Consider the following 19,584-nt stretch of genomic DNA (forward strand, 5'->3'; position numbering starts at 1 on the left):
GTAGCCTCGTGAGCACTGTGCTGAGGCCCCGGTACCGTCGATTCACCCTGCTCGGCGTTGCCGCCGCCCTGCTCCTCGCGGGCTGCGGTTCCGGCCCGTCGCAGGCGGGGGCGGCCGCGATCGTGGGCGACACCGTGATCCCGCTGAACCTCGTCCAGGACCGGCTCGCCGGCTACCTGGACCGCCAGCCCGAGGGCGGGCAGGTGCAGGGCGAGGGCGGTGCCGCGCCGCAGGCGAAGCTGGACAAGACCGCGCGCGACATCCTCACGTTCAAGATCCAGCACGAGCTGACCCTGCGCGCCGCCGAGCGCGAGGACGTCAGCGTCTCCGAGGACACGCTGAGCCAGCTCCTGGAGCAGGCGGGCGGCGCCCAGCAGCTCAGCGAGGGCACGTTCTTCGACGCGGACACCTTCCGCAACGAGCGCGCCCGCGACCAGCTCCTCCAGGTCGAGATCGGCCGCAAGTACGCGGACAAGCTGTCGGTGACGTTCGACTACTTCTACGCGAACAACACCCAGGACGCGATCGACAAGGCGAAGCAGATCGCCCGCGACCCGGCGAAGATGGAGCAGTTCGTCCGCGAGGCCAAGCAGAAGGACTCCCAGGCGGGCGAGACGAACGCCAAGGTGTCCTCCGCCGAGTCGCCGCAGCTGGCCACCACGCTGCTGTTCGGCGTGCCGGCGAACACGGTGATCGCGTTCCCGCCGTCGCCGGAGCAGGGCAACTGGATCGTCGCGCACATCAAGGAGCGCTCCACCACGGCGAAGCCGTCCGCCGACGGCGGCTCGCAGGAGCTGACCCCGGACGTGCTCGCGGGCATCGGCCTGCGGATGCTCCAGCCGCTGTCCGACGAGCTGAAGATCAAGGTCAACCCGCGCTACGGCGTGTGGGACACCTCCGCGATGGGCCTCGCGCCGAGCGAAGGCGAGAAGGCGGGCTTCCAGGTCGCCGTCCAGCAGCCCAAGCCGTGACCCTCGTCGACGGCTGCGCGGTCGTCCTGCGCGGGGCCGCCGACGTCCTGCCGGTCGCCGCGCTGCCGCACCTGCGCGGCGCGGCGCACGTGTTCGGCGTGGACGAGCAGGCCCCCGCGCCCGAGCTGCTGGTGAAGCTGGCCCGCTCCGAGTCCGTCGTGCTCGTCGCGGCGTCGGCGCACGACCCGGCGGCCGCGGCGCTGGTCGCCGAGGGCGCGCCCGTCGTCGGGCTGCCGGTGGGCGCCGGACTGCTGGACGCGGTCGCGGTGATGGACCGGCTGCGCTCGCCCGGCGGCTGCCCGTGGGACGCCGAGCAGGACCACGACACCCTGCGGCAGTACCTGGTCGAGGAGACCTTCGAGCTGCTGGAGGCCATCGAGGACGGCGACCGCGCGGCCATGCGCGAGGAGCTCGGCGACGTGCTCCTCCAGGTCCTGTTCCACGCCCGCGTGGCCGCCGAGCACGACTCGGACGCGTTCACCGTGGACGACGTGGCCGCCGAACTGGTGGCGAAGCTCGTCGGCAGGCACCCCCACGTGTTCGCGGGCGGCGACGCGAAGGTGAAGGACTCCTCGACGCAGCAGCTGCGGTGGGAGGAGCTGAAGCAGGCCGAGAAGCAGCGCGAGTCCAGTGTGGACGGTGTCGCGCTCGGCCAGCCCGCGGTGGCGCTCGCGGCGAAGCTGGTGCAGCGCACCAAGCGCGCGGGCCTCCCGGCGGACCTGCTCCCCGGCTGGGACGCCGCCTCCGGTGCGGGCACCGCGCAGGCGGGCGGCGGCGACTCGGGCACCGCGCTGTTCGCGGTGGCGGCCTCGGCGAAGCTCGCGGGCGAGGACCCGGAGACCGGGCTGCGGGCGGTGGCCCGCACGTTCGCGGCGCACGTCCGGGCGGCCGAGACGGCGGCACGTCTCGAAGGAATCACCACTCTGACGTCCGACGACTGGCGCCGGTTCTGGCCCGCTAACGTCGAGGTGTGATCGAACCCGCGTACCTCCGCTTCCCGCACCCGCACGGCGACCTCGTGACGTTCGTGGCCGAGGACGACGTGTGGCTGGCCCCGCTCGACGGCGGCCGCGCGTGGCGGGTGTCCGCCGACCAGGTCCCGGTCGGCGGACCGCGCTTCTCCCCGGACGGCACCACGCTGGCCTGGGCGAGCACCCGCGACGGGGCACCGGAGGTGCACGCCGCCCCGGTCGACGGCGGCCCGTCCGAACGGCTCACCTACTGGGGCCACGGCACGACCCGCGTCCGCGACTGGACGCCGGACGGGGACGTGGTGGCCGTGACGGCCGCCCGCGAGGCCACCTCGGACCGCACCTGGGCGCACGCCGTGCCGCTGGACGGCGGCCCGGCCCGGCGGCTGCCGTTCGGCTGGGTCGGCGACGTCGCGCACGGGCCCGACGGGGCCGTCGCGGTCACCAGCTCCTACGGCCGCGACCCGGCCTGGTGGAAGCGCTACCGCGGCGGGGCGGCGGCGAAGCTGTGGCTTGACCTGGACGGGGACGGCGAGTTCCACCGGATCCTGCCCGAGCTGACGTCCTCCCTGACGTCGCCGATGTGGGTCGGCGGCAGGCTCGCGTTCCTGTCCGACCACGACGGCGTCGGCAGCGTCTACTCCGCCCTCCCGGACGGCACGGACCTGCGCCGCCACACCGAGCAGGAGTTCTACGCGCGCGCCGCGAGCACCGACGGCACCCGCGTCGTCTACCAGCACGCGGGCGAGCTGTGGCTGCTCGACGGCCTGGAGGCCGAGCCGCGGCGGCTGGAGATCCGCCTCGGCGGGCCGCGCAACGCCCGCCGCCCCAAGCACGTGTCGGCCGCCCGCAACGTCGAGGACGTGTGCCCCGACCAGACGGGCCGCGCCAGCGTCGTCGAGGTCCGCGGCACCGTCCACTGGGTCACCCACAAGGACGGCCCCGTCCGCGCCCTGGCCGAGGAGCCCGGTGTGCGCGCCCGGCTGCCGCGGGTGGTCGGCGAGAGCGGCCAGGTCGTGTGGGTGACCGACGCCGAGGGCGAGGACTGCCTGGAGTTCGCGCCGGTCGGCGGCGTCGAACCGGGCAACGCGCCCCGCCGCGTCGCCCACGGCCTGCTCGGCCGCGTGCACGAGCTGCTGGTCTCGCCGGACGGCCGCCGCGTCGCGGTCGCCTCCCACGACGGCAGGCTGCTGCTGGTCGACGTCGAGTCCGGTGAGGTCCGCGAGGTCGTGAACGGGGCGAACCCGCTGGTCAGCGACCTGGCGTTCTCGCCGGACTCGAACTGGGTCGCGTGGGCGCACCCCGGCCCGCGGCCGTTGCAGAACATCAGGATGGCCAACACCACGGACCTGTCCACTGTGGACGTGACGCCGCTGCGGTTCACCGACTTCTCGCCCGCGTTCACCGAGGACGGCCGCTACCTGGCGTTCCTGTCGGTGCGCAGCTTCGACCCGGTGTACGACGCGCACGTGTTCGACATGTCGTTCCCGACCGGCTGCCGCCCGTACCTGCTGCCGCTGGCCGCGACCACGCCGTCGCCGTTCGACCCCTACCGGCTGGGCCGCCCGATCGGCGACGACGACGCGGCGGACAAGTCGAAGGACTCCGACGACGAGAACCCGATCACCGTCGTGGACCTGGAGGGCCTGGCGGACCGGGTCGTCACGATCCCGGTCGCCGCCGCCCGGTACGCGGGCCTCACCGCGGCCAAGGGGAACCTGCTGTGGCTGCGCAGCCCGCTCGTCGGCGTGCTCGGCGACAACCTGGCAGGCCCCGACGCCCGGCCGCCGCGCTCGGTGCTGGAGCGGTTCGACCTGACCAAGCTCAAGGCCGAGGTCCTCGCGGAGGGCGTGGACGCCTACGCGGTGACCGGCGACGGCCAGCGGATGGTGATCACCGACGGGCCGTCGCTGAGGCTCGTGCCGACCGACCGCAAGGTCGACCCCGACGACGACTCGACCGACTCCGTCGACATCGACCTGTCCCGCGTCCGGGTGGTCGTGGACCGCGCCGCCGAGTGGCGCCAGTCCTACGCCGAGGCCGGTCGGCTCATGCGCGACAACTTCTGGCGCACCGACATGGGCGGCGTCGACTGGCAGGGCGTGCTCGACCGCTACCGCCCGCTGGTCGACCGGCTGGGCAGCCACTCGGACCTGGTGGACCTGCTGTGGGAGGTCCAGGGCGAGATGGGCACCTCGCACGCCTACGTGTTCCCGTCCGGCGGGGGCGGCGGCGGCCGGTCGCAGGGCCTGCTCGGCGCCGACCTGGAACGCGACGACAGCGGCGCGTGGCGGGTCGTCCGGATCATTCCCGGCGAGACCTCCGACCCCGCCGCCCGCTCGCCGCTGGCCGCGCCCGGCGTCGCCATCCGGCCCGGTGACGCCCTGGTCGGCGTCGACGGCCGCCAGGTCGACCCGCTGCGCGGCCCCGCGCCGCTGCTGGTCGGCACGGCGGGCAAACCGGTCGAGCTGACCGTCCGCCCCGGTGGCGGCGGCGAGCCCCGCCGGGTCGTGGTCGTGCCGCTGGACGACGACTCCGCGCTGCGCTACCACGCCTGGGTCGCCGACCGCCGCGCCCACGTGCACGAGCTGTCCGGCGGCCGCGTCGGCTACCTGCACGTCCCCGACATGATGGGCGGCGGCTGGGCCCAGCTGCACCGCGACCTGCGGGTCGAGCTGCACCGCGAGGGCGTCGTGCTCGACGTCCGCGAGAACGGCGGCGGCCACACGTCCGAGCTGGTCGTGGAGAAGCTGGGCCGCAAGGTCATCGGCTGGTTCGTCGCCCGCGGCTACACCACCGCCGACAGCTACCCGTCCGAGGCGCCGCGCGGCCCGGTCGTCGCCGTCACCGACGAGTTCGCGGGCTCCGACGGCGACATCGTCAACGTCGCCATCAAGGAGCTCGGCATCGGCCCGGTCGTGGGCACCCGCACCTGGGGCGGCGTGATCGGCATCGACATGCAGTACTCCCTCATCGACGGCACCCTCGTCACCCAGCCCCGCTACGCGTCCTGGTTCGCCGGGCCGGGCTGGGGCGTGGAGAACCACGGCGTGGACCCGGACGTCGAGGTGGTCATGACCCCGCAGGACCGGGTGGCGGGCCGCGACCCGCAGCTGGACACGGCGGTGGGGCTGGCCCTTGAGGCGCTGGAGGCAGCTCCGGCGGCCACGCCGCCGGAGCTGCCGCCGCTCCCCTGATCGGGTACCACCCGACCGTGCGGGCGCGTCCCCGTGCGCTCGACCACCGGGAGGCGACCAATGGGCAGGGTCGTTTTCCGGTCGTGGTCAGGGGTAGCAGTGGGTCATCGGGAATTGCCGCGCAGCGGTCGAGGGTGCTTCGGTCTGGCGGTCGCGCTGCCGCTCGCGGCGGTCGGGTTGGCGGGGGTGCTGGCGCTGCTCGTCCTGCGCGGCGAGCAGCCCGGTGACCAGGCGGTCGGGCAGCCCCTCCAGGGCACCTCGCGGCCGACCCCGGTGAGCGCCCGCCACCCCGAGGTGGCGGTGACGCCGTCGTCGGTGCCGCCGGTCGCCGACGAGGACGTCGTGCGCCTCCCGGACGTCCCCGCCAACGTCCGCCGCGTGCCCGCCCAGGCCGTCCAGGCGCTGCCGGAGGCCCCGCCGTCGGTGCAGCCGTCCACGGTGGAACGGCGGGACCGCCGGGAGCCGCGGTCGCACCGGACGAAGCCGGGCTGGAGCGTGACGCTGCTGCCGAGCGCCACCCCGACCACGAAGCCCCAGGAGCCCACGGCGACCCCCACCCAGGAGCCGACCCAGGAGCCGACCCGCGAGCCGACGGGGCACCCGACAGGGCATCCGACGAAGCCGCCGACCGGGCAGCCGGGCACCGGCGACACCGTCCAGCCGGTGCCGGTCGACCCGACGACCATCGAGCCCGTGCCGACCGACGACCCGACGCCGCCGCCCGCGCCCGTCGAGCCCGCGGACGGCTGACCGGCGGGACAGGGCTGGTCAGCGGAACAGGGTGTCGCCCCAGAACCCGCCCTCGCGGACGCCCGGCGGGACGGCGAAGTGCCCGGACCCGGTGTGCTCGACGTACTCCATCATCTTGTCGTGCGTGGACAGCGCGGTCTGCATGGGCACGAACTGCTTGCGCGAGTCCCGGTTGAACCCGACGAAGAACAGCCCGGCGTCGAGGTGCCCGAGCCCGTCGGAGCCGTCGGTGAAGTTGTAGCCGCGGCGCAGGATCCTCGCCCCGGACAACGACTCGTGGGAGGCGAGCCGGATGTGCGCGTCCACGCCGATCACCGGTTGGCCGCCGGTGCCCTTGACGTGCAGGTCGGGCTCGTCGAACTCCTCGACCTGCCCCAACGGGGCACCGGTGCCCTTCTTGCGGCCGATGATCTCCTCCTGCTCGCGCAGGGAGGTCCGGTCCCAGATCTCGATGTGCATCCGGATCCGCCGCGCCACCAGGTAGGTGCCGCCGACCAGCCAGTCCGGGCCGTCCTCCCGCGACACCCAGACCTGGTCGCGCAGCGCGTCGGGCTCCTCGGCCTTGACGTTGCGGGTGCCGTCCTTGAAGCCGAACAGGTTGCGCGGCGTGGCCTGGGCCCGCGTGGTCGACGAGGTGCGCCCGAACCCTAGCTGCGACCAGCGCACGGACACCCGGCCGAAGCCGATGCGGGCGAGGTTGCGGATGGCGTGCACGGCGACCTGCGGGTCGTTCGCGCACGCCTGCACGCACAGGTCGCCGCCGCTGCGGGCGGGGTCGAGGTCGTCGGCGGGGAAGTGCGGCAGGTCGATCAGCGCCTCGGGCCGCCGGTCGGCCAGCCCGAACCGGCCGTCGAACAGCGACGGCCCGAACCCGATGGTGATCGTCAGCGCCGAGGCCGGGAGGTCCAGCGCCTCGCCGGTGTCCTTGGGCGGCGCCTCCGCCGAACCGCCGACCGCGCCGCCGTCGGCGGCCTCCTGGCCCGCGGTCATCCGGGCGGCGGCCTCGGTCCACTCCTTGAGCAGCGCCACCAGCTCGTCGCGCTTGGTGGTCTTCACGTCGAAGGCCACGAAGTGCATCCGGTCCTGCGCGGCGGTGGTGATCCCGGCCTGGTGCTCGCCGTGGAACGGCACGGCGGAGGCGAGCCCGGAGGTGTTCTCCACGGCCGGGCGGTCGTTGCCGCCCGCGACGACGCCCACGGCGGCGCCCGCCCCCGCCAGTGCCACACCGGCACCGGCGAGGCCGAGCAGCCTCCGCCGGGGAAGTCCCGCGCTCACTTGGCCACGGCCTCGGCGACCTTGCTGATCGGCTCGCCCAGCGCGTCGACCGCGGCGGCCAGGTCCTTGACCTCGGGCTCGGTCAGCTCGGTGTAGAGCTTGAAGCCGTCGCCCTTGCGCTGCTTCTCCAGCAGGTCGTCCAGCGCCTTGAACTTCTCGTCCAGCGTGCTCAGCAGCGCGGCGTCCTTCTCCTGGATCACCGGGCGCAGCGCGGCCACGGCGGCCTGCGAGCCGTCGACGTTGGCGCGGAAGTCCCACAGGTCGGTGTGCGAGTAGCGGTCCTCCTCGCCGGTGATCTTGCCGGTGGCGACCTCGTCGAGCAGCTCCTTGGCGCCGTTGGCCAGCTGGAGCGGGGTCAGCTCGACCGTCTTCGCCTTGTCGACGATCTCCTTCACGTTCGTCAGCAGACCGTCGGCGATGGCGGGCGAGTCGGCGACCAGGCCGGTCGTCCACAGGTCCTTCTCCAACCGGTGGAACCCGGTGAACTCGGTGCCCTCCTCGATGACCTCCTCGCGCCCGTCGATCTTCGGGTCGAGGTCGCCGAAGCTCTCCGCGACGGGCTCGATGCGCTCCCAGTACAGCCGGGCGACCGGGAACAGGGCCTTCGCGTCCTCGACCTTGTCCGCCTTGACCGCGTCGACGAACTCGGTCGTCTTCGCGAGCAGGCTGTCGGCCTGGGAGTTGACGTACCGCTGGTACTCCTTGGTCGCGTCGGCCAGCTTCTGGTCGGTGTCGACGGACTTGCGGCCCTCGCCGGTGACGGTGAAGTCGGCGCGGATGCCGTCGCCGACCATGCCTGGCTTGCACGCGGTCTGGAGCTTGCCCGCGTCGGTGACCTCCACGATCAGCCGCCGGGTCAGGCCGGGGCCGATGTTCTCCACCTCGCCCAGGATCCGGTCGCCCTCGGCGTAGAGGTAGAACTCGGTGACCTTGGTGCCCTTGTTGGTGACCTCGAACGTCACGTTGCCGGTGTTCGAGCTCGTGCGCGCCACCTTGCAGGCGGTGTCACCGGCCTCGACGGCGATCGGGCCGTCGGCACCGGTGGCGGGCGTGGACCCGCCACCGCAGGCCGCGAGCACCGACAGCGAGGCGGCGGCGACCAGGGCCGCGCGCAGCGGGGTGGCGCGCGAAGGGGTTGTGAGCACGGGTTTCTCCTGTACGTCAGCGTGCGGTGAGCGCGCGGTCGCGCGGGCGGACCAGGAACAGGGGCAGGACGACGGCGACGTAGGCGACCCAGGCGGTGGCCTGGAGCACGGTCGTCCGCTGGGAGTAGTTGAAGATCCCCTTGAGCAGTGCCCCGTACCAGGACGCCTCGGGAACGGTCTCGCTCAGGTCGAACGCCAGGGTGTCGAGGCCCGGCAGGATGGCGGCCTCCTGGAGGTCGTGCAGCCCGTAGGCCAGGACGCCCGCGGCGACGAACACCAGCAGGGCGCCGGTCCAGGTGAAGAACTTGCCGAGGTCGAACCGGATCGCGCCCGCGTAGAGCAGCCAGGCCAGCGCGATGGCGACCGCGATCCCGACCAGGAACCCGATCAGCGGCTCGGTGGTGCCGACCCCCGCGCTCTGCACGCTGGAGTAGAAGAACACGGCGGTCTCCAGGCCTTCGCGGCCGACCGAGATGAACGCGACCACGGCGACGGCCCACGGGCCGATCTCCAGCGCCTTGGCCATCTTCCCGCGCAGCTCCGCGGCGATCGTGCGGGCCGCCTTGCGCATCCAGAAGATCATCCCGGTCACGAACACCACGGCCAGGATCGACATCCCGCCGCCGAACGCCTCCTGCTGCTGGAAGCTCATCGTCGAGGTGGTGAACGTGATCAGCGCGCCGAACCCGACCGACAGCAGGACGGCCACGCCGACCCCGAGCCAGACGAACGGGAGGGAGGACCGCCGGTCCGTCCTCACCAGGAACGCGACCAGGATGCTGACGACCAGGGCGGCCTCCAGACCTTCGCGCAGTCCGATCAGGCCGTTGTTGACCAGCACGCATCCACCTCCCGACAGCGTTCAGAAGTAAACTTAGGCTGTCCGAATGTAGGTAAGGCTGGCCTCTACGTCTAGGTAGAAGCAGGCAAGGTTGCATCACAATCCGCGATGGCCAACCGGGCAAAACGGTCAGACGCGTCGAGGTTGCCCCGATTCGACACTTCTCACATCCGGGTTTCGGCCGCCGGGGACACGTAGCCTGGGTCGTGTGGTTGTGACTCCGCCGTCCAAGCCCGACACCCGGCCGCGCCCGCGCGGCCACGTGGGCAACCTCCTCGGACGGCTGGCGCTCGCCCTGCTCCTGATCGTTTTCGTCGCCGCGGGAGCCTGGGGCCTGGCCGCCCTCGACCGCAAACCCGTCGTCCAGCCCCGTGCCGAGTTCCCCGTCCCGTTCCAGTCGGTCCAACCGGGCAGCCAGGTCCCCGACGTCGCCGGACAGGTGCCCCAGGCCAGCCCTTCAGGCCAGGAGGCCTCCGGCCCCGACCCGATGGACGAGTGGACCCGCAAGGTCTCCGAGAAGACCGACATCCCCCGCCGCGCGTTGCGCGCCTACGCCCTCGCCGACCTGGTCATGCGCGCTCAGGCGCCGTCGTGCCGGATCTCCTGGGCGACCCTCGCGGGCGTCGGCCGCATCGAGTCCCACCACGGTTTCATCAACGGCGCCAAGCTCGGCGACGACGGCATGCCGTCGGTCCCCATCATCGGCATCCCCCTCGACGGCAGGCCCGGTGTCCGCGCCATCAACGACACCGACGGCGGCACCCTCGACGGCGACCCCACCTGGGACCGCGCCGTCGGCCCCATGCAGTTCATCCCCACCACGTGGGTCAAGTACGCCATGCGCGCCAACGGCGACGGCAGGCCGCCGGACCCCCAGAACATCGACGACGCCGCGCTCGCGACCGCCCGCTACCTGTGCTCGGGGTCGCGGGACATGGGCAGCAGCGAAGGGTGGTGGGCCGCGGTGTACGAGTACAACAACTCCGTCGAGTACGGGCAGAACGTGTTCAGCGGCGCCGACGCCTACGCGCGGGCGAGCGTGACGATCTAGAGCCGCGCCAGGAACGCCTGCCACTGGACCACCGGGAAAGCAAGCTCCGGTCCGGTGATGTTCTTGGAGTCCCGCACAGCCACACCCTGGGTGGGGAAGGCAACCTCGACGCAGTCACTCTCCCCTTCGCCGCTGTAGCTGCTCTTGCGCCAAGCGATCTCGACACAACTGGTCGCACCCTGGCCGCTGTAGGTGCTCTTACGCCAGGTCAGGGCCTCGGTCATCGCGGTCCTCTCGACGGTCGTAGACATCCGCCCAGCGAGCGAACATCAACCGCGATTGTTCCGCATTCAGCGCGAGGCTCGCGAGGGCCATCCGTTTGCGCTGGTACAGCTCGATCGACTTCTCCTCCTCGGTGAAGATGGTTGCGAAGTCCATGTCGCTGTGGGCGACCGGTCTGACCGGTTTCGCGAAGGTCATCAGGCAGAACCCGGTCGCCAGGTGCGCGCTACCCCGGCCCGACCGCGGAATCACCCTCGGGCTCAGCCTTGCCCACTCGCACATGAACGCCAGCCGCATCATCTGGTCGTGCATGACCTGGTTGCTGCCGATCTTGTTGCCCAAGGCCGCTTCGTGGATGTAGAAGACCGCCTCCGGTGAGCCAGGTGCGCCCAACACCTCTTGGCGCTGCATCCGCGCTGTCACCATGAGGTCGTGCTCATCGGCTGGATAGGTGCCGTCGGGGTTGATGACCGCCCTGGCGTAAGCCTCGGTCTGGAGCAGCCCGTGGATGAGGATCGGCTCGTAGGAGCACAGGGTCAGCGCCGACCGCTCGTGGATGCTCAGGCACAGCAGGCTGTCCGGAAGGCGTCCGTCGAAGGTCCGGATGAAGTGGCCGATGTCCGGCTCGGAAGCAATTCGGTGGATGCGGGCCCTGGTCTGCGGGTCGGCGCCGAGTTTGCCCAGCAGGGTTCCGTAGTCCCAGTCGCTGGTCTGGCGCCAGCCGCGTTCCAGCTTGCTGAGCTTGCCCGGCGACCACCCCAGCTCCTCGGCGACCGTCGTCGCCTTGAGGTTCGCGCGCTTGCGGGCCAGGTGCAGCTCGTGCCCCAGCTCCCTGGTCCGCGCGGTCGTGATCCGCGCCAGGTGGTCTTCGCCCAGGTCTTCCATGACGGTCGAAGCTAGCGGCCCTTGGAGGGGAAAACACTGGTCAGAGCGGTTTTCCACCCCAAGGGATCACCTCGGCCGAGCTTGTGGCCGACGGTCAAGAACGCTAGTTGTCGCGCTTGCGGTCCCGGTCCACGGCGATGCGGGCCGCGACCTCGCCCATGGCCTCCTGGTACTCCGGCGACGGGTTCATCGCGACGGCCATCCGGAGCTGGGCCAGCGCCTCGGGCATGCGGCTCTGGCGTTGCAGGGTCTTGCCCAGTGCGAAGCGGGCGTAGTGGTCGCTCGGGTCGATGTCCAGCACTTTCCGGAACGCCTCCTCGGCGCGCTGCAACTGCGCGGAGCCCAGGTAGGCGCGCCCGGCGAGCAGCTGCACGCTGGGTACGTCCGGCGCGGCGTCGAGCACCGTGCGCAGCTCCCGCAACGCCTCCAGCGGACGGCGTTCGGACAGCAGCGCCTCGGCTCGGCGGAACGCCTCGAAGGTGCTGTCGGTCATGGTTCGATCAACGCTACCCACCGATCGCTTCTTCCACGACTGCCGTCCGGATGACAGGACACCGTGTCTTGTGGACGTCCGGTGACCTGCTCAGCCGCCCAGGCAGGCGCGCAGCCGGGCCAGCAGCGGGGCGAGGGCGTCGGGTTTCTCGACGTGGGCGTTGTGGCCGAGTCCGGGCAGGACGACGGAGTCGACGGCCACGGCGAACAGGTGCTCCGGTGGGCACATGGGGTCGCGGGCACCGGCGGCGAGCACGACGCGGGCCTTGCTGGCGGTGATCAGCGCGGTCATGTCGGGGGCGCCGACGGCGTAGGCGCGCGGGTCCAGGGCGAGCCGCCAGCCGTCGGCGGACTCGACGAGGGCGTCGTCGACCAGCGGGGAGTCCGCGGCGACGAGCTGCCAGAGCCCGGCGACCTTGAGGGCGCGCTCGGCGGCCTCGTCGCGGGTGGCGAACACCTTGACCGGTCGGTCGGCCAGCTCGGCGGCCTTGGCGAGCTCCTGCCCGGTCCAGCGCACCTTCACGCCCAGCCCGCACACGGCCCCGGCGGAGGGCCCGTAGCTCCCGCTGCCCAGGGCCAGGGCCAGCACGCCGCCGAGCGAGTGGCCCAGGACGACGACCGGGCGGTCGGTCGGCACGACGGGCGCGAGCGCGGTGGCCAGCGAGTCGTAGGTGTACTCCGGCAGGGGAGCCGAGCGGCCGTGCCCCGGCAGGTCCGGCACCACCCACCGGCCGGGCCAGGCGTCGGCGACGGCGCGCCACACGTCACCGGTCGCGCCCAGGCCGTGCAGCAGCACCAGCGCGGGGCCGTCGGGCCCACCTCTCCGCACATGAACCGTCACCCCCTGATCCTGCCGTCCGGGCGGCACCGTGCCCAGGGGGCGGCCGCCGGGACGCCCGGCCGTGTCAACCCACGTGCCTCCGACAGGCCCCGGAACCGCACAAGTAGGCTCGGGCCCGAGACGACATGCAGCTGAACAGGGGAGCGCAAGTGGCGGTCATCGAGCAGGTCGGCGCACGGGAGATCCTCGACTCCCGCGGCAACCCCACCGTCGAGGTGGAGGTGGCCCTGGACGACGGGACGCTGGAGCGCGCCGCGGTCCCCTCCGGGGCGTCGACCGGTGAGCACGAGGCGGTCGAGCTGCGCGACGGCGACTCCAAGCGGTACAACGGCAAGGGTGTCCTGCGCGCGGTCACGGCGGTCCTGGACGAGATCGGCCCGGAGCTGGTCGGCATCGAGGCCGTCGAGCAGCGCGTGGTCGACCAGAAGCTCGTCGACCTGGACGGCACGCCGGACAAGTCCCGGCTCGGCGCGAACGCCATCCTCGGCGTCTCGCTCGCCGTGGCCAAGGCGGCGGCGACCTCCAGCGGCCTGGAGCTGTTCCGCTACATCGGCGGCCCGAACGCGCACGTGCTGCCGGTCCCGATGCTGAACATCCTCAACGGCGGCTCGCACGCCGACACGGACGTCGACATCCAGGAGTTCATGATCGCGCCGATCGGCGCGGAGTCGTTCCGCGAGGCCCTGCGCTGGGGCGTCGAGGTCTACCACTCGCTGAAGTCCGTGCTCAAGGGCAAGGGCCTGGCGACCGGTCTGGGCGACGAGGGCGGCTTCGCGCCGAACCTGTCCAGCAACCGCGACGCGCTCGACCTGATCCTGGTCGCGATCGAGAAGGCGGGCTTCGCGCCCGGCCGCGACATCGCGCTCGCGCTGGACGTGGCCGCGACGGAGTTCTACTCCGACGGCGCGTACAAGTTCGAGAAGTCCAAGCGCAGCGCGGAGCAGATGACCGGCTACTACACCGAGCTGGTCAACGCCTACCCGATGGTCTCCATCGAGGACCCGCTGTCGGAGGACGACTGGGACGGCTGGGTGCAGATGACCGCCGAGCTGGGCGAGCGCGTCCAGATCGTCGGTGACGACCTGTTCGTCACCAACCCGGAGCGCCTGGAGGAGGGCATCTCCCGCCGCGCGGCCAACGCGCTGCTGGTGAAGGTCAACCAGATCGGCACGCTGTCGGAGACGCTGGACGCGGTCGAGCTGGCCAAGTCCTACGGCTACAAGTCGATGATGAGCCACCGCTCCGGCGAGACCGAGGACACCACCATCGCCGACCTCGCGGTCGCGACCGGTGTCGGCCAGATCAAGACCGGCGCCCCCGCCCGCGGCGAGCGCACCGCGAAGTACAACCAGCTCCTGCGCATCGAGGAGACCCTGGGCGACGCCGCTCGCTACGCGGGCGACCTGGCCTTCCCGCGGTACACGCCGGAAGCCTGAGCCCGATGCCCGAAGCCGATCGGGACCGGCGCCGCAGGCGGACGGCGAGTCCGCCCGCGGCCCGGCCTGACCGCGCGCGCCGTCCCGCGTCGCCGAGCCGCGCCCGTACCCGTGCGGGTGCCGGCACCGGCGGCGCGTTCGGCATGTCCGGCACCCGCCGCGCCGCGCTGCTCGCGATGGTGCTGTGCGCCCTCGCGCTGAGCATCGCGGTGCCGCTGCGGACCTACCTCGCCCAGCGCGACGAGCTGCGCCAGGTCACCGCCCAGCAGGGCCAGCTCGCGATCGAGGTCGCGAAGCTGGAGCAGCGGCAGGCCGAGCTCAACGACCCGGCGCAGGTCGAGGCCGAGGCCCGCAAGCGGCTGCACTACGTGCGGCCCGGCGAGACGCCCTACATCGTCCAGCTCCCCGGCGACGCGGAGCGCACACCCGAAGAGGAGAGGCCGGCCAAGGCGCCGGCCGAGGACACGTCTTGGTACGAGCAGCTGTGGCAGTCGGTGGCGAAGAAATGACGATCACCCAGGAGGACCGCGACTTCGTCGCCTCCCAGCTCGGCCGGGCGCCGCGCGGGATGCGCCGGATCGCGGCCCGCTGCCCCAGCGGGCACGCCTCCGTCGTGCAGACGAACCCGCGGCTGGAGGACGGCACGCCGTTCCCCACGCTGTACTACCTGACGTGCTCGCGGCTGAACTCGTCGGTCAGCACGCTGGAGGGCTCCGGCCTGATGCGCGAGATGACCGAGCGGCTGGCCGAGGAGCCCGAGCTGGCGGCGGCCTACCTGCGGGCGCACGAGGCGTACCTGGCCGAGCGGGACGCGATCGAGTCGCTGGGGACGAAGGTCACCGCGGGCGGGATGCCGGACCGGGTCAAGTGCCTGCACGTCCACGTCGCCCACTCGCTGGCCGTCGGCCGCGGCGTGAACCCGTTCGGCGACGAGGCGCTGGACCGGTTGGCGGAGCTGTGGCCCAGCGGCGACTGCGCTGCGGCGGGAACCGGCGCCGGGGCACCGGACGCGGGGGACCCCGCCTCCGCGTAGTCCGCGGCCGCGAGGGCTGGTCCCGCCGGATGACCTGGGGTGCAAGGGGTTGCGCCGAACGGGTGCCCGCCGGACAACCCATGCCCTTGCTCGCCGTCAACCGTGAAAAACCGGCCGCGCACCCTCTTCACCGCCGGTTCGTTGGACAAAGTTGTGCGACTTGGGTAACTGCTTCTCGTGACACCGCGATGTCAATGAGGCAGGGTGGACGTCGGGGCAGAGCGTGATGTGCCTCACCGGGCCGGTTCCGGTGGGGTGCGATGAGGCTCAGGGAGTGAGTGTTCGTGGCAGTGCCGAAAAAACGGGGCCGCAAGCGCAAGGCGAGAAGGGTCGTCGCCGGTTCGGGGACGCTGACCCCGCGCCAGTGGGGGATCGCCGCCACGGTGACCTGCGCGATGCTGACCCCGGCGCTGCTGACCGGGACGGGCGGCTTCGACTGGGTCGACGTCGCCGGTCGTTCGGACATCTCCGCGCAGGCCCCCGGCCCCGGTGACGTGCTGAGCGCGATGCGCACGCGCGGCGGCTCCGACGACGAGCTCGGCGCGGGCGGCAGGCTCCCCGAGGCCGACGAGCTGAACGCGCTGTTCCTGGCCGACCCGGACGACCTCGGGTCGCTCACCGGCGGCCTGAACCCGTTCGACGACCTGCCCGAGGGGCAGCTCGGCATCCCCGGCGTGATGCTGGACGCGTACATGAAGGCCGAGGACCGGCTGGCCGAGACCAAGCCCGGCTGCCACATGGAGTGGTCGCTGCTGGCGAGCATCGGCCGCATCGAGTCCAACCACGCCCGCGGCGGCAAGGTCGACGCGAAGGGCAACGCCAGCCCGTCCATCCTCGGCCCGGTGCTCAACGGCCAGGGCTTCGCCGCCATCCACGACACCGACGGCGGCAAGTACGACGGCGACACGACGTGGGACCGCGCGGTCGGCCCGATGCAGTTCATCCCCGGCACGTGGGCGGGGTACGCGGCCGACGGCAACGGCGACGGCGAGAGCAACCCGAACAACATCTACGACGCCACGATCGGCGCGGGCAACTACCTGTGCGCCGCGGGCGGCGACATGAGCAACTCGGCCCAGCGGGCCCAGGCGATCTTCCGCTACAACCAGTCGAACGAGTACGTCGCGACGGTGATGGCGTGGGCGATCCAGTACGCCCAGGGCGTGGACGCGCTGCCGGACATCACCGGCTCGGACTCCGACTACACCTCGCCGGTGTACGAGGACACCCCGACGGGCGGTGACCCGACGAACCCCGGCAGCTCCAGCTCCAACCCGCCGGTCCCGACGTCGAGCAGCACCACCACGACGACCACGTCGAAGACCACGACGACGACCTCCACGACCAGCACCACCCGCACCACGGTGACGTTGCCGAACTGCCCGACGCCGACGACGACCACCACGACGACCACGACCAGCGGCACGACGACGACCACGTCGACCACGACGACGACGCCGGCCACCACGACCACGGTGCCGCCCGGCTGCCCGACGCCGACGACGACCACGACCACCACGACGACGACCACGACCCCGCCGGTGGGGGCCAACGGCTCGTCGTCGGCGGCCGCGAGCAGCGTCGCCGCCTCGTCGTCGATGAAGCCGTCCTAGGCCCGAGCTCCGCACGACTGAGGGGAACCCGGCCTGCCGGGTTCCCCTCAGTCGTGTCCGGCCCAGTGCGGTCGCTACCGTCCTCACGAGGGGATTCGCGACGAGGAGGACTGACGATGGCACGGGTGGCCGCGATCGACTGCGGGACGAACTCGATCCGCCTGCTGGTGGCCGACGTGACCAACGGCGACGACGGGAGCCGGTGGCTGCGCGACGTCCACCGGGAGATGCGCGTCGTCCGGCTCGGCCAGGGCGTGGACGCCACCGGTGTGCTGGCCCCGGAGGCCATCGCCCGCACGCGCGCGGCGCTGCTCGACTACAGCGCGGTGCTGCGGCGCAAGGGGACCGAGCGGGTGCGGATGGTCGCGACGTCGGCGACCCGCGACGCGGCCAACCGCGACGAGTTCTTCGCGATGACCCGCGAGGTGCTGGGCGTCGAGGCCGAGGTGATCACCGGTGACGAGGAGGCGCGCCTGTCGTTCACCGGCGCCGTGGCCGACCTCGACCCCGACGACGGGCCGTTCCTGGTCTCCGACGTCGGCGGCGGGTCGACCGAGCTGGTGCTGGGCGGGTGGGACGGCGTGCGCGGCACCGTCGAGGCGGCGCGGTCGGTCGACGTCGGCTGCGTGCGGCTGACCGAGCGCTGCCTGCGGTCCGACCCGCCGACCGCCGCGGAGGCCGAGGAGGCGGTCCGGGTCGCGGGCGAGGCGCTGGGGCACGCGTTCGACGCCGTGCCGGTCGCCAAGGCCCGCACGTGGATCGGCGTCGCGGGCACCGTGACGACCCTGGTGGCCATCGCGAAGGACCACCAGGAGTACGACCCGGACGAGATCCACCTGGCCAGGCTGTCGCTCGACCGGGTCAGGGAGATCACCGGCAGGCTGCTCACCACGACCCACGACGAGCGCGCGGCGATCGGCGCGATGCACCCAGGCCGGGTCGACGTGATCATCGGCGGGGCGCTGGTCGTGCGCACGATCGCCGACCACCTCGCCGCGCACACCGGCATCACCGAGCTGGTCGCGAGCGAGCACGACATCCTGGACGGCATCGCGTTCGCGCTGTCGTGAACTCTGGTAACTGGTATTAGTCGTGACGTGTTCGTGACTGTCCTATTCGGTGCCCCGCAACACGGTCCGGTTACCGTGCCCCTCACGTTCTGGGACCCACCCTTCGGGGGGTGCGGCGCTTCCGCCTACCTCGGGAGCGCCGATGAAGGCGGGAGGATCGATGTCAGGATCACGCTCGGTTTCATGGCTTGCGCTGCCGGTGGCGCTCGTCATGACCCTCACGGCCTGCGGTGGCGGCGGCGCCAAGGACAGCGCGGCCGGGGAGAACCCGGACGGCACGGTGTCCATCTACGGCACCGAGCCGAAGAGCGCGCTGCTGCCCGGTGACACGACGGAGGCGGGTGGTTCCAAGGCCGTCGACGGCCTGTACTCGCGGCTGGTCGCGTTCAAGCCCGAGGACGGCAGCACGTCGAACCTGATGGCGGAGTCGATCACGTCGAGCGACGCCAAGGTGTACGACATCAAGATCAAGAGCGGTTGGAAGTTCCACGACGGCACCGAGGTGAAGGCGAAGAACTTCGTCGACGCCTGGAACTACGCGGCCTACTCCCCGAACGCCCAGCAGGCGGGCAGCTTCTTCGCCCAGATCCAGGGCTACGACGACGTGCACCCGGCCGACGAGGCCGCGAAGCCCGCCACGGACAAGATGTCCGGCCTGGAGGTGGTCGGCGACTACGAGTTCAAGGTGACGCTGAAGGGCGCGTTCTCGGTCTTCACCAGCCAGCTCGGCTACCACCCGTTCTCCCCGCTGCCCGACGTGTTCTTCACCGACCCCAAGGCGTTCGAGGCGAAGCCGATCGGCAACGGCCCGCTGAAGTTCGTGTCCCGCACGCCCAACGCGTCGATCAAGCTGGAGCGCTTCGACGACTACAAGGGCGAGGACAAGGTCCACTTCAAGACCCTGGACATCAAGATCTACTCCAGCCAGGAGACCGCTTACCAGGACCTGGTCGCGGGCAAGCTGGACTTCATGGAGGCGCTGCCGCCGTCGGCCAAGATCGGTGGCAAGCACAAGGCCGACCTCGGTGACCGGGTGCTCAACGCGAACCTGCTCGGCATCAGCACCATCGGCGTCCCCTCCTACGTGGCGGGGTACAACAACCTCGACCTGCGCAAGGCGATCTCGCTGGCGATCAACCGCGAGCAGATCACCAAGACCGTGCTGGCCGACTCCTACACGCCGGTCGACGGCTGGGTGCCGCCGGGCATCGAGGGCTACGAGCCCGGCGTCTGCGGCGAGTTCTGCAAGTACGACGCGGCCAAGGCCAAGGAGTACTTCACGAAGTCCGGCTTCACCGGCAAGCTCACCATCCAGTCCAACGCGGACGGTGGCCGCAAGGAGCCGCTGGAGGCGGCCTGCAACAGCATCAAGCAGGCGCTGGGCGTGGAGTGCGAGTTCGTGGGGGCGACCAACTTCGGCGCGTTCCGCCAGATCGTGGACGGCCACCAGCTCACCGGTCTGAGCCGGTCCGACTGGAGCGCCGACTACCCGTCGATCGAGAACTTCCTGAACCCGTTGTACCGGACCGGCGGCTCGTCCAACGACACCGTCTACTCCAACCCGGCCGTCGACGCGCTGCTGGCCAAGGCGGACTCCACCGCGGACAAGGGCGCGGCGATCAAGGAGTACCAGGAAGCCCACAAGCTGCTGGCGAAGGACCTCCCGTCCATCCCGGTGTGGGCGGAGAAGGGCATCGGCGGGTTCTCGAAGAACCTGACCGCCGCCAAGCTGACGTTCTCCCGCGACGCCGACCTGGCGTCGTTCCGCGTCAAGGGCTGACCCCGCACCGC

The 19,584-nt window shown here is 71.9% G+C and carries 18 protein-coding genes; 11 read left to right on the forward strand and 7 right to left on the reverse strand.

What is annotated here, in order from left to right; genetic code table 11:
• Window positions 1–8: 8 nt before the first annotated feature.
• The 4 genes from CLV43_RS04640 to CLV43_RS04655 all read left to right on the forward strand — a co-directional run bounded on the left by CLV43_RS04640 (window position 9) and on the right by CLV43_RS04655 (window position 5,889).
• Entirely contained in the window at window positions 9–971 is a 963-nt protein-coding gene (locus tag CLV43_RS04640) for a SurA N-terminal domain-containing protein (RefSeq protein WP_245886119.1), read from the forward strand.
• Complete coding sequence (locus CLV43_RS04645) at window positions 968–1,945, forward strand: nucleoside triphosphate pyrophosphohydrolase (RefSeq protein ID WP_106185638.1); 978 nt, start codon at window positions 968–970, stop codon at window positions 1,943–1,945. Before CLV43_RS04640 ends, CLV43_RS04645 begins: the two co-directional genes overlap by 4 nt.
• On the forward strand, window positions 1,942–5,139 hold the full coding sequence (locus CLV43_RS04650) for a S41 family peptidase (RefSeq protein WP_106185639.1): 3,198 nt from the start codon (window positions 1,942–1,944) through the stop codon (window positions 5,137–5,139). The genes CLV43_RS04645 and CLV43_RS04650 overlap by 4 nt, the downstream gene beginning before the upstream one ends.
• A gap of 99 nt (window positions 5,140–5,238) precedes the next feature.
• Window positions 5,239–5,889, forward strand: coding sequence for a hypothetical protein (locus CLV43_RS04655; RefSeq protein ID WP_146174641.1), 651 nt, complete (start codon window positions 5,239–5,241; stop codon window positions 5,887–5,889).
• A gap of 18 nt (window positions 5,890–5,907) precedes the next feature.
• On the opposite strand, the gene efeB is transcribed toward CLV43_RS04655, so the two are convergent.
• Genes efeB through efeU form a run of 3 tightly spaced genes read right to left on the reverse strand, consistent with a single transcriptional unit; the run spans window position 5,908 to window position 9,150 of the window.
• A complete protein-coding gene (efeB, locus tag CLV43_RS04660; RefSeq protein WP_106185641.1) occupies window positions 5,908–7,164 on the reverse strand; it encodes an iron uptake transporter deferrochelatase/peroxidase subunit in 1,257 nt (418 codons plus the stop codon).
• Window positions 7,161–8,309 carry an iron uptake system protein EfeO gene (gene efeO, locus CLV43_RS04665; protein WP_425445721.1) on the reverse strand — a complete coding sequence of 383 codons (1,149 nt, stop codon included), beginning with the start codon at window positions 8,307–8,309 and terminating at the stop codon, window positions 7,161–7,163. The genes efeB and efeO overlap by 4 nt, the downstream gene beginning before the upstream one ends.
• 16 nt (window positions 8,310–8,325) lie before the next feature.
• Window positions 8,326–9,150 carry an iron uptake transporter permease EfeU gene (gene efeU / locus CLV43_RS04670; RefSeq protein WP_106185642.1) on the reverse strand — a complete coding sequence of 275 codons (825 nt, stop codon included), beginning with the start codon at window positions 9,148–9,150 and terminating at the stop codon, window positions 8,326–8,328.
• A 208-nt stretch (window positions 9,151–9,358) separates the two neighbouring features.
• Between efeU and CLV43_RS04675 the strand changes: the two genes are divergently transcribed.
• Window positions 9,359–10,201 carry a lytic murein transglycosylase gene (locus tag CLV43_RS04675; RefSeq protein WP_342749747.1) on the forward strand — a complete coding sequence of 281 codons (843 nt, stop codon included), beginning with the start codon at window positions 9,359–9,361 and terminating at the stop codon, window positions 10,199–10,201.
• On the opposite strand, the gene CLV43_RS04680 is transcribed toward CLV43_RS04675, so the two are convergent.
• From CLV43_RS04680 to CLV43_RS04695, 4 genes are all read right to left on the reverse strand, one after another.
• Window positions 10,198–10,425, reverse strand: a complete 228-nt coding sequence (locus CLV43_RS04680) for a DUF397 domain-containing protein (protein WP_106185644.1) — start codon at window positions 10,423–10,425, stop codon at window positions 10,198–10,200. The genes CLV43_RS04675 and CLV43_RS04680 overlap by 4 nt on opposite strands.
• Window positions 10,400–11,308, reverse strand: a complete 909-nt coding sequence (locus CLV43_RS04685) for a helix-turn-helix domain-containing protein (RefSeq protein WP_106185645.1) — start codon at window positions 11,306–11,308, stop codon at window positions 10,400–10,402. Before CLV43_RS04685 ends, CLV43_RS04680 begins: the two co-directional genes overlap by 26 nt.
• Before the next feature lie 103 nt (window positions 11,309–11,411).
• Window positions 11,412–11,801 carry a tetratricopeptide repeat protein gene (locus CLV43_RS04690; RefSeq protein WP_106185646.1) on the reverse strand — a complete coding sequence of 130 codons (390 nt, stop codon included), beginning with the start codon at window positions 11,799–11,801 and terminating at the stop codon, window positions 11,412–11,414.
• 90 nt (window positions 11,802–11,891) lie between these two features.
• Entirely contained in the window at window positions 11,892–12,641 is a 750-nt protein-coding gene (locus CLV43_RS04695) for an alpha/beta fold hydrolase (RefSeq protein ID WP_106185647.1), read from the reverse strand.
• A gap of 149 nt (window positions 12,642–12,790) precedes the next feature.
• On the opposite strand from CLV43_RS04695, the gene eno reads away from it, so the two are divergent.
• The 6 genes from eno (at window position 12,791) to CLV43_RS04730 (ending at window position 19,573) form a co-directional block, all read left to right on the forward strand.
• Entirely contained in the window at window positions 12,791–14,077 is a 1,287-nt protein-coding gene (eno, locus tag CLV43_RS04700) for a phosphopyruvate hydratase (RefSeq protein ID WP_106185648.1), read from the forward strand.
• A gap of 5 nt (window positions 14,078–14,082) precedes the next feature.
• The gene (locus CLV43_RS04705; RefSeq protein WP_245886120.1) at window positions 14,083–14,586 is read left to right on the forward strand and encodes an FtsB family cell division protein; all 504 of its coding nucleotides are present in this window, start codon (window positions 14,083–14,085) and stop codon (window positions 14,584–14,586) included.
• Window positions 14,583–15,110 carry a DUF501 domain-containing protein gene (locus tag CLV43_RS04710; protein WP_106185650.1) on the forward strand — a complete coding sequence of 176 codons (528 nt, stop codon included), beginning with the start codon at window positions 14,583–14,585 and terminating at the stop codon, window positions 15,108–15,110. Before CLV43_RS04705 ends, CLV43_RS04710 begins: the two co-directional genes overlap by 4 nt.
• 284 nt (window positions 15,111–15,394) lie before the next feature.
• Window positions 15,395–16,723 carry a lytic transglycosylase domain-containing protein gene (locus CLV43_RS46985; RefSeq protein ID WP_245886121.1) on the forward strand — a complete coding sequence of 443 codons (1,329 nt, stop codon included), beginning with the start codon at window positions 15,395–15,397 and terminating at the stop codon, window positions 16,721–16,723.
• A gap of 116 nt (window positions 16,724–16,839) precedes the next feature.
• Window positions 16,840–17,793, forward strand: a complete 954-nt coding sequence (locus CLV43_RS04725) for a Ppx/GppA phosphatase family protein (protein ID WP_106185652.1) — start codon at window positions 16,840–16,842, stop codon at window positions 17,791–17,793.
• Window positions 17,794–18,004: 211 nt separating this feature from the next.
• Window positions 18,005–19,573 (forward strand): peptide ABC transporter substrate-binding protein, encoded by a 1,569-nt coding sequence (locus tag CLV43_RS04730; RefSeq protein ID WP_245886122.1) that lies wholly within the window; start codon window positions 18,005–18,007, stop codon window positions 19,571–19,573.
• The last annotated feature ends 11 nt before the right edge of the window (window positions 19,574–19,584 follow it).

This window comes from Umezawaea tangerina (genome assembly GCF_003002815.1).
Taxonomy (GTDB): domain Bacteria; phylum Actinomycetota; class Actinomycetes; order Mycobacteriales; family Pseudonocardiaceae; genus Umezawaea; species Umezawaea tangerina.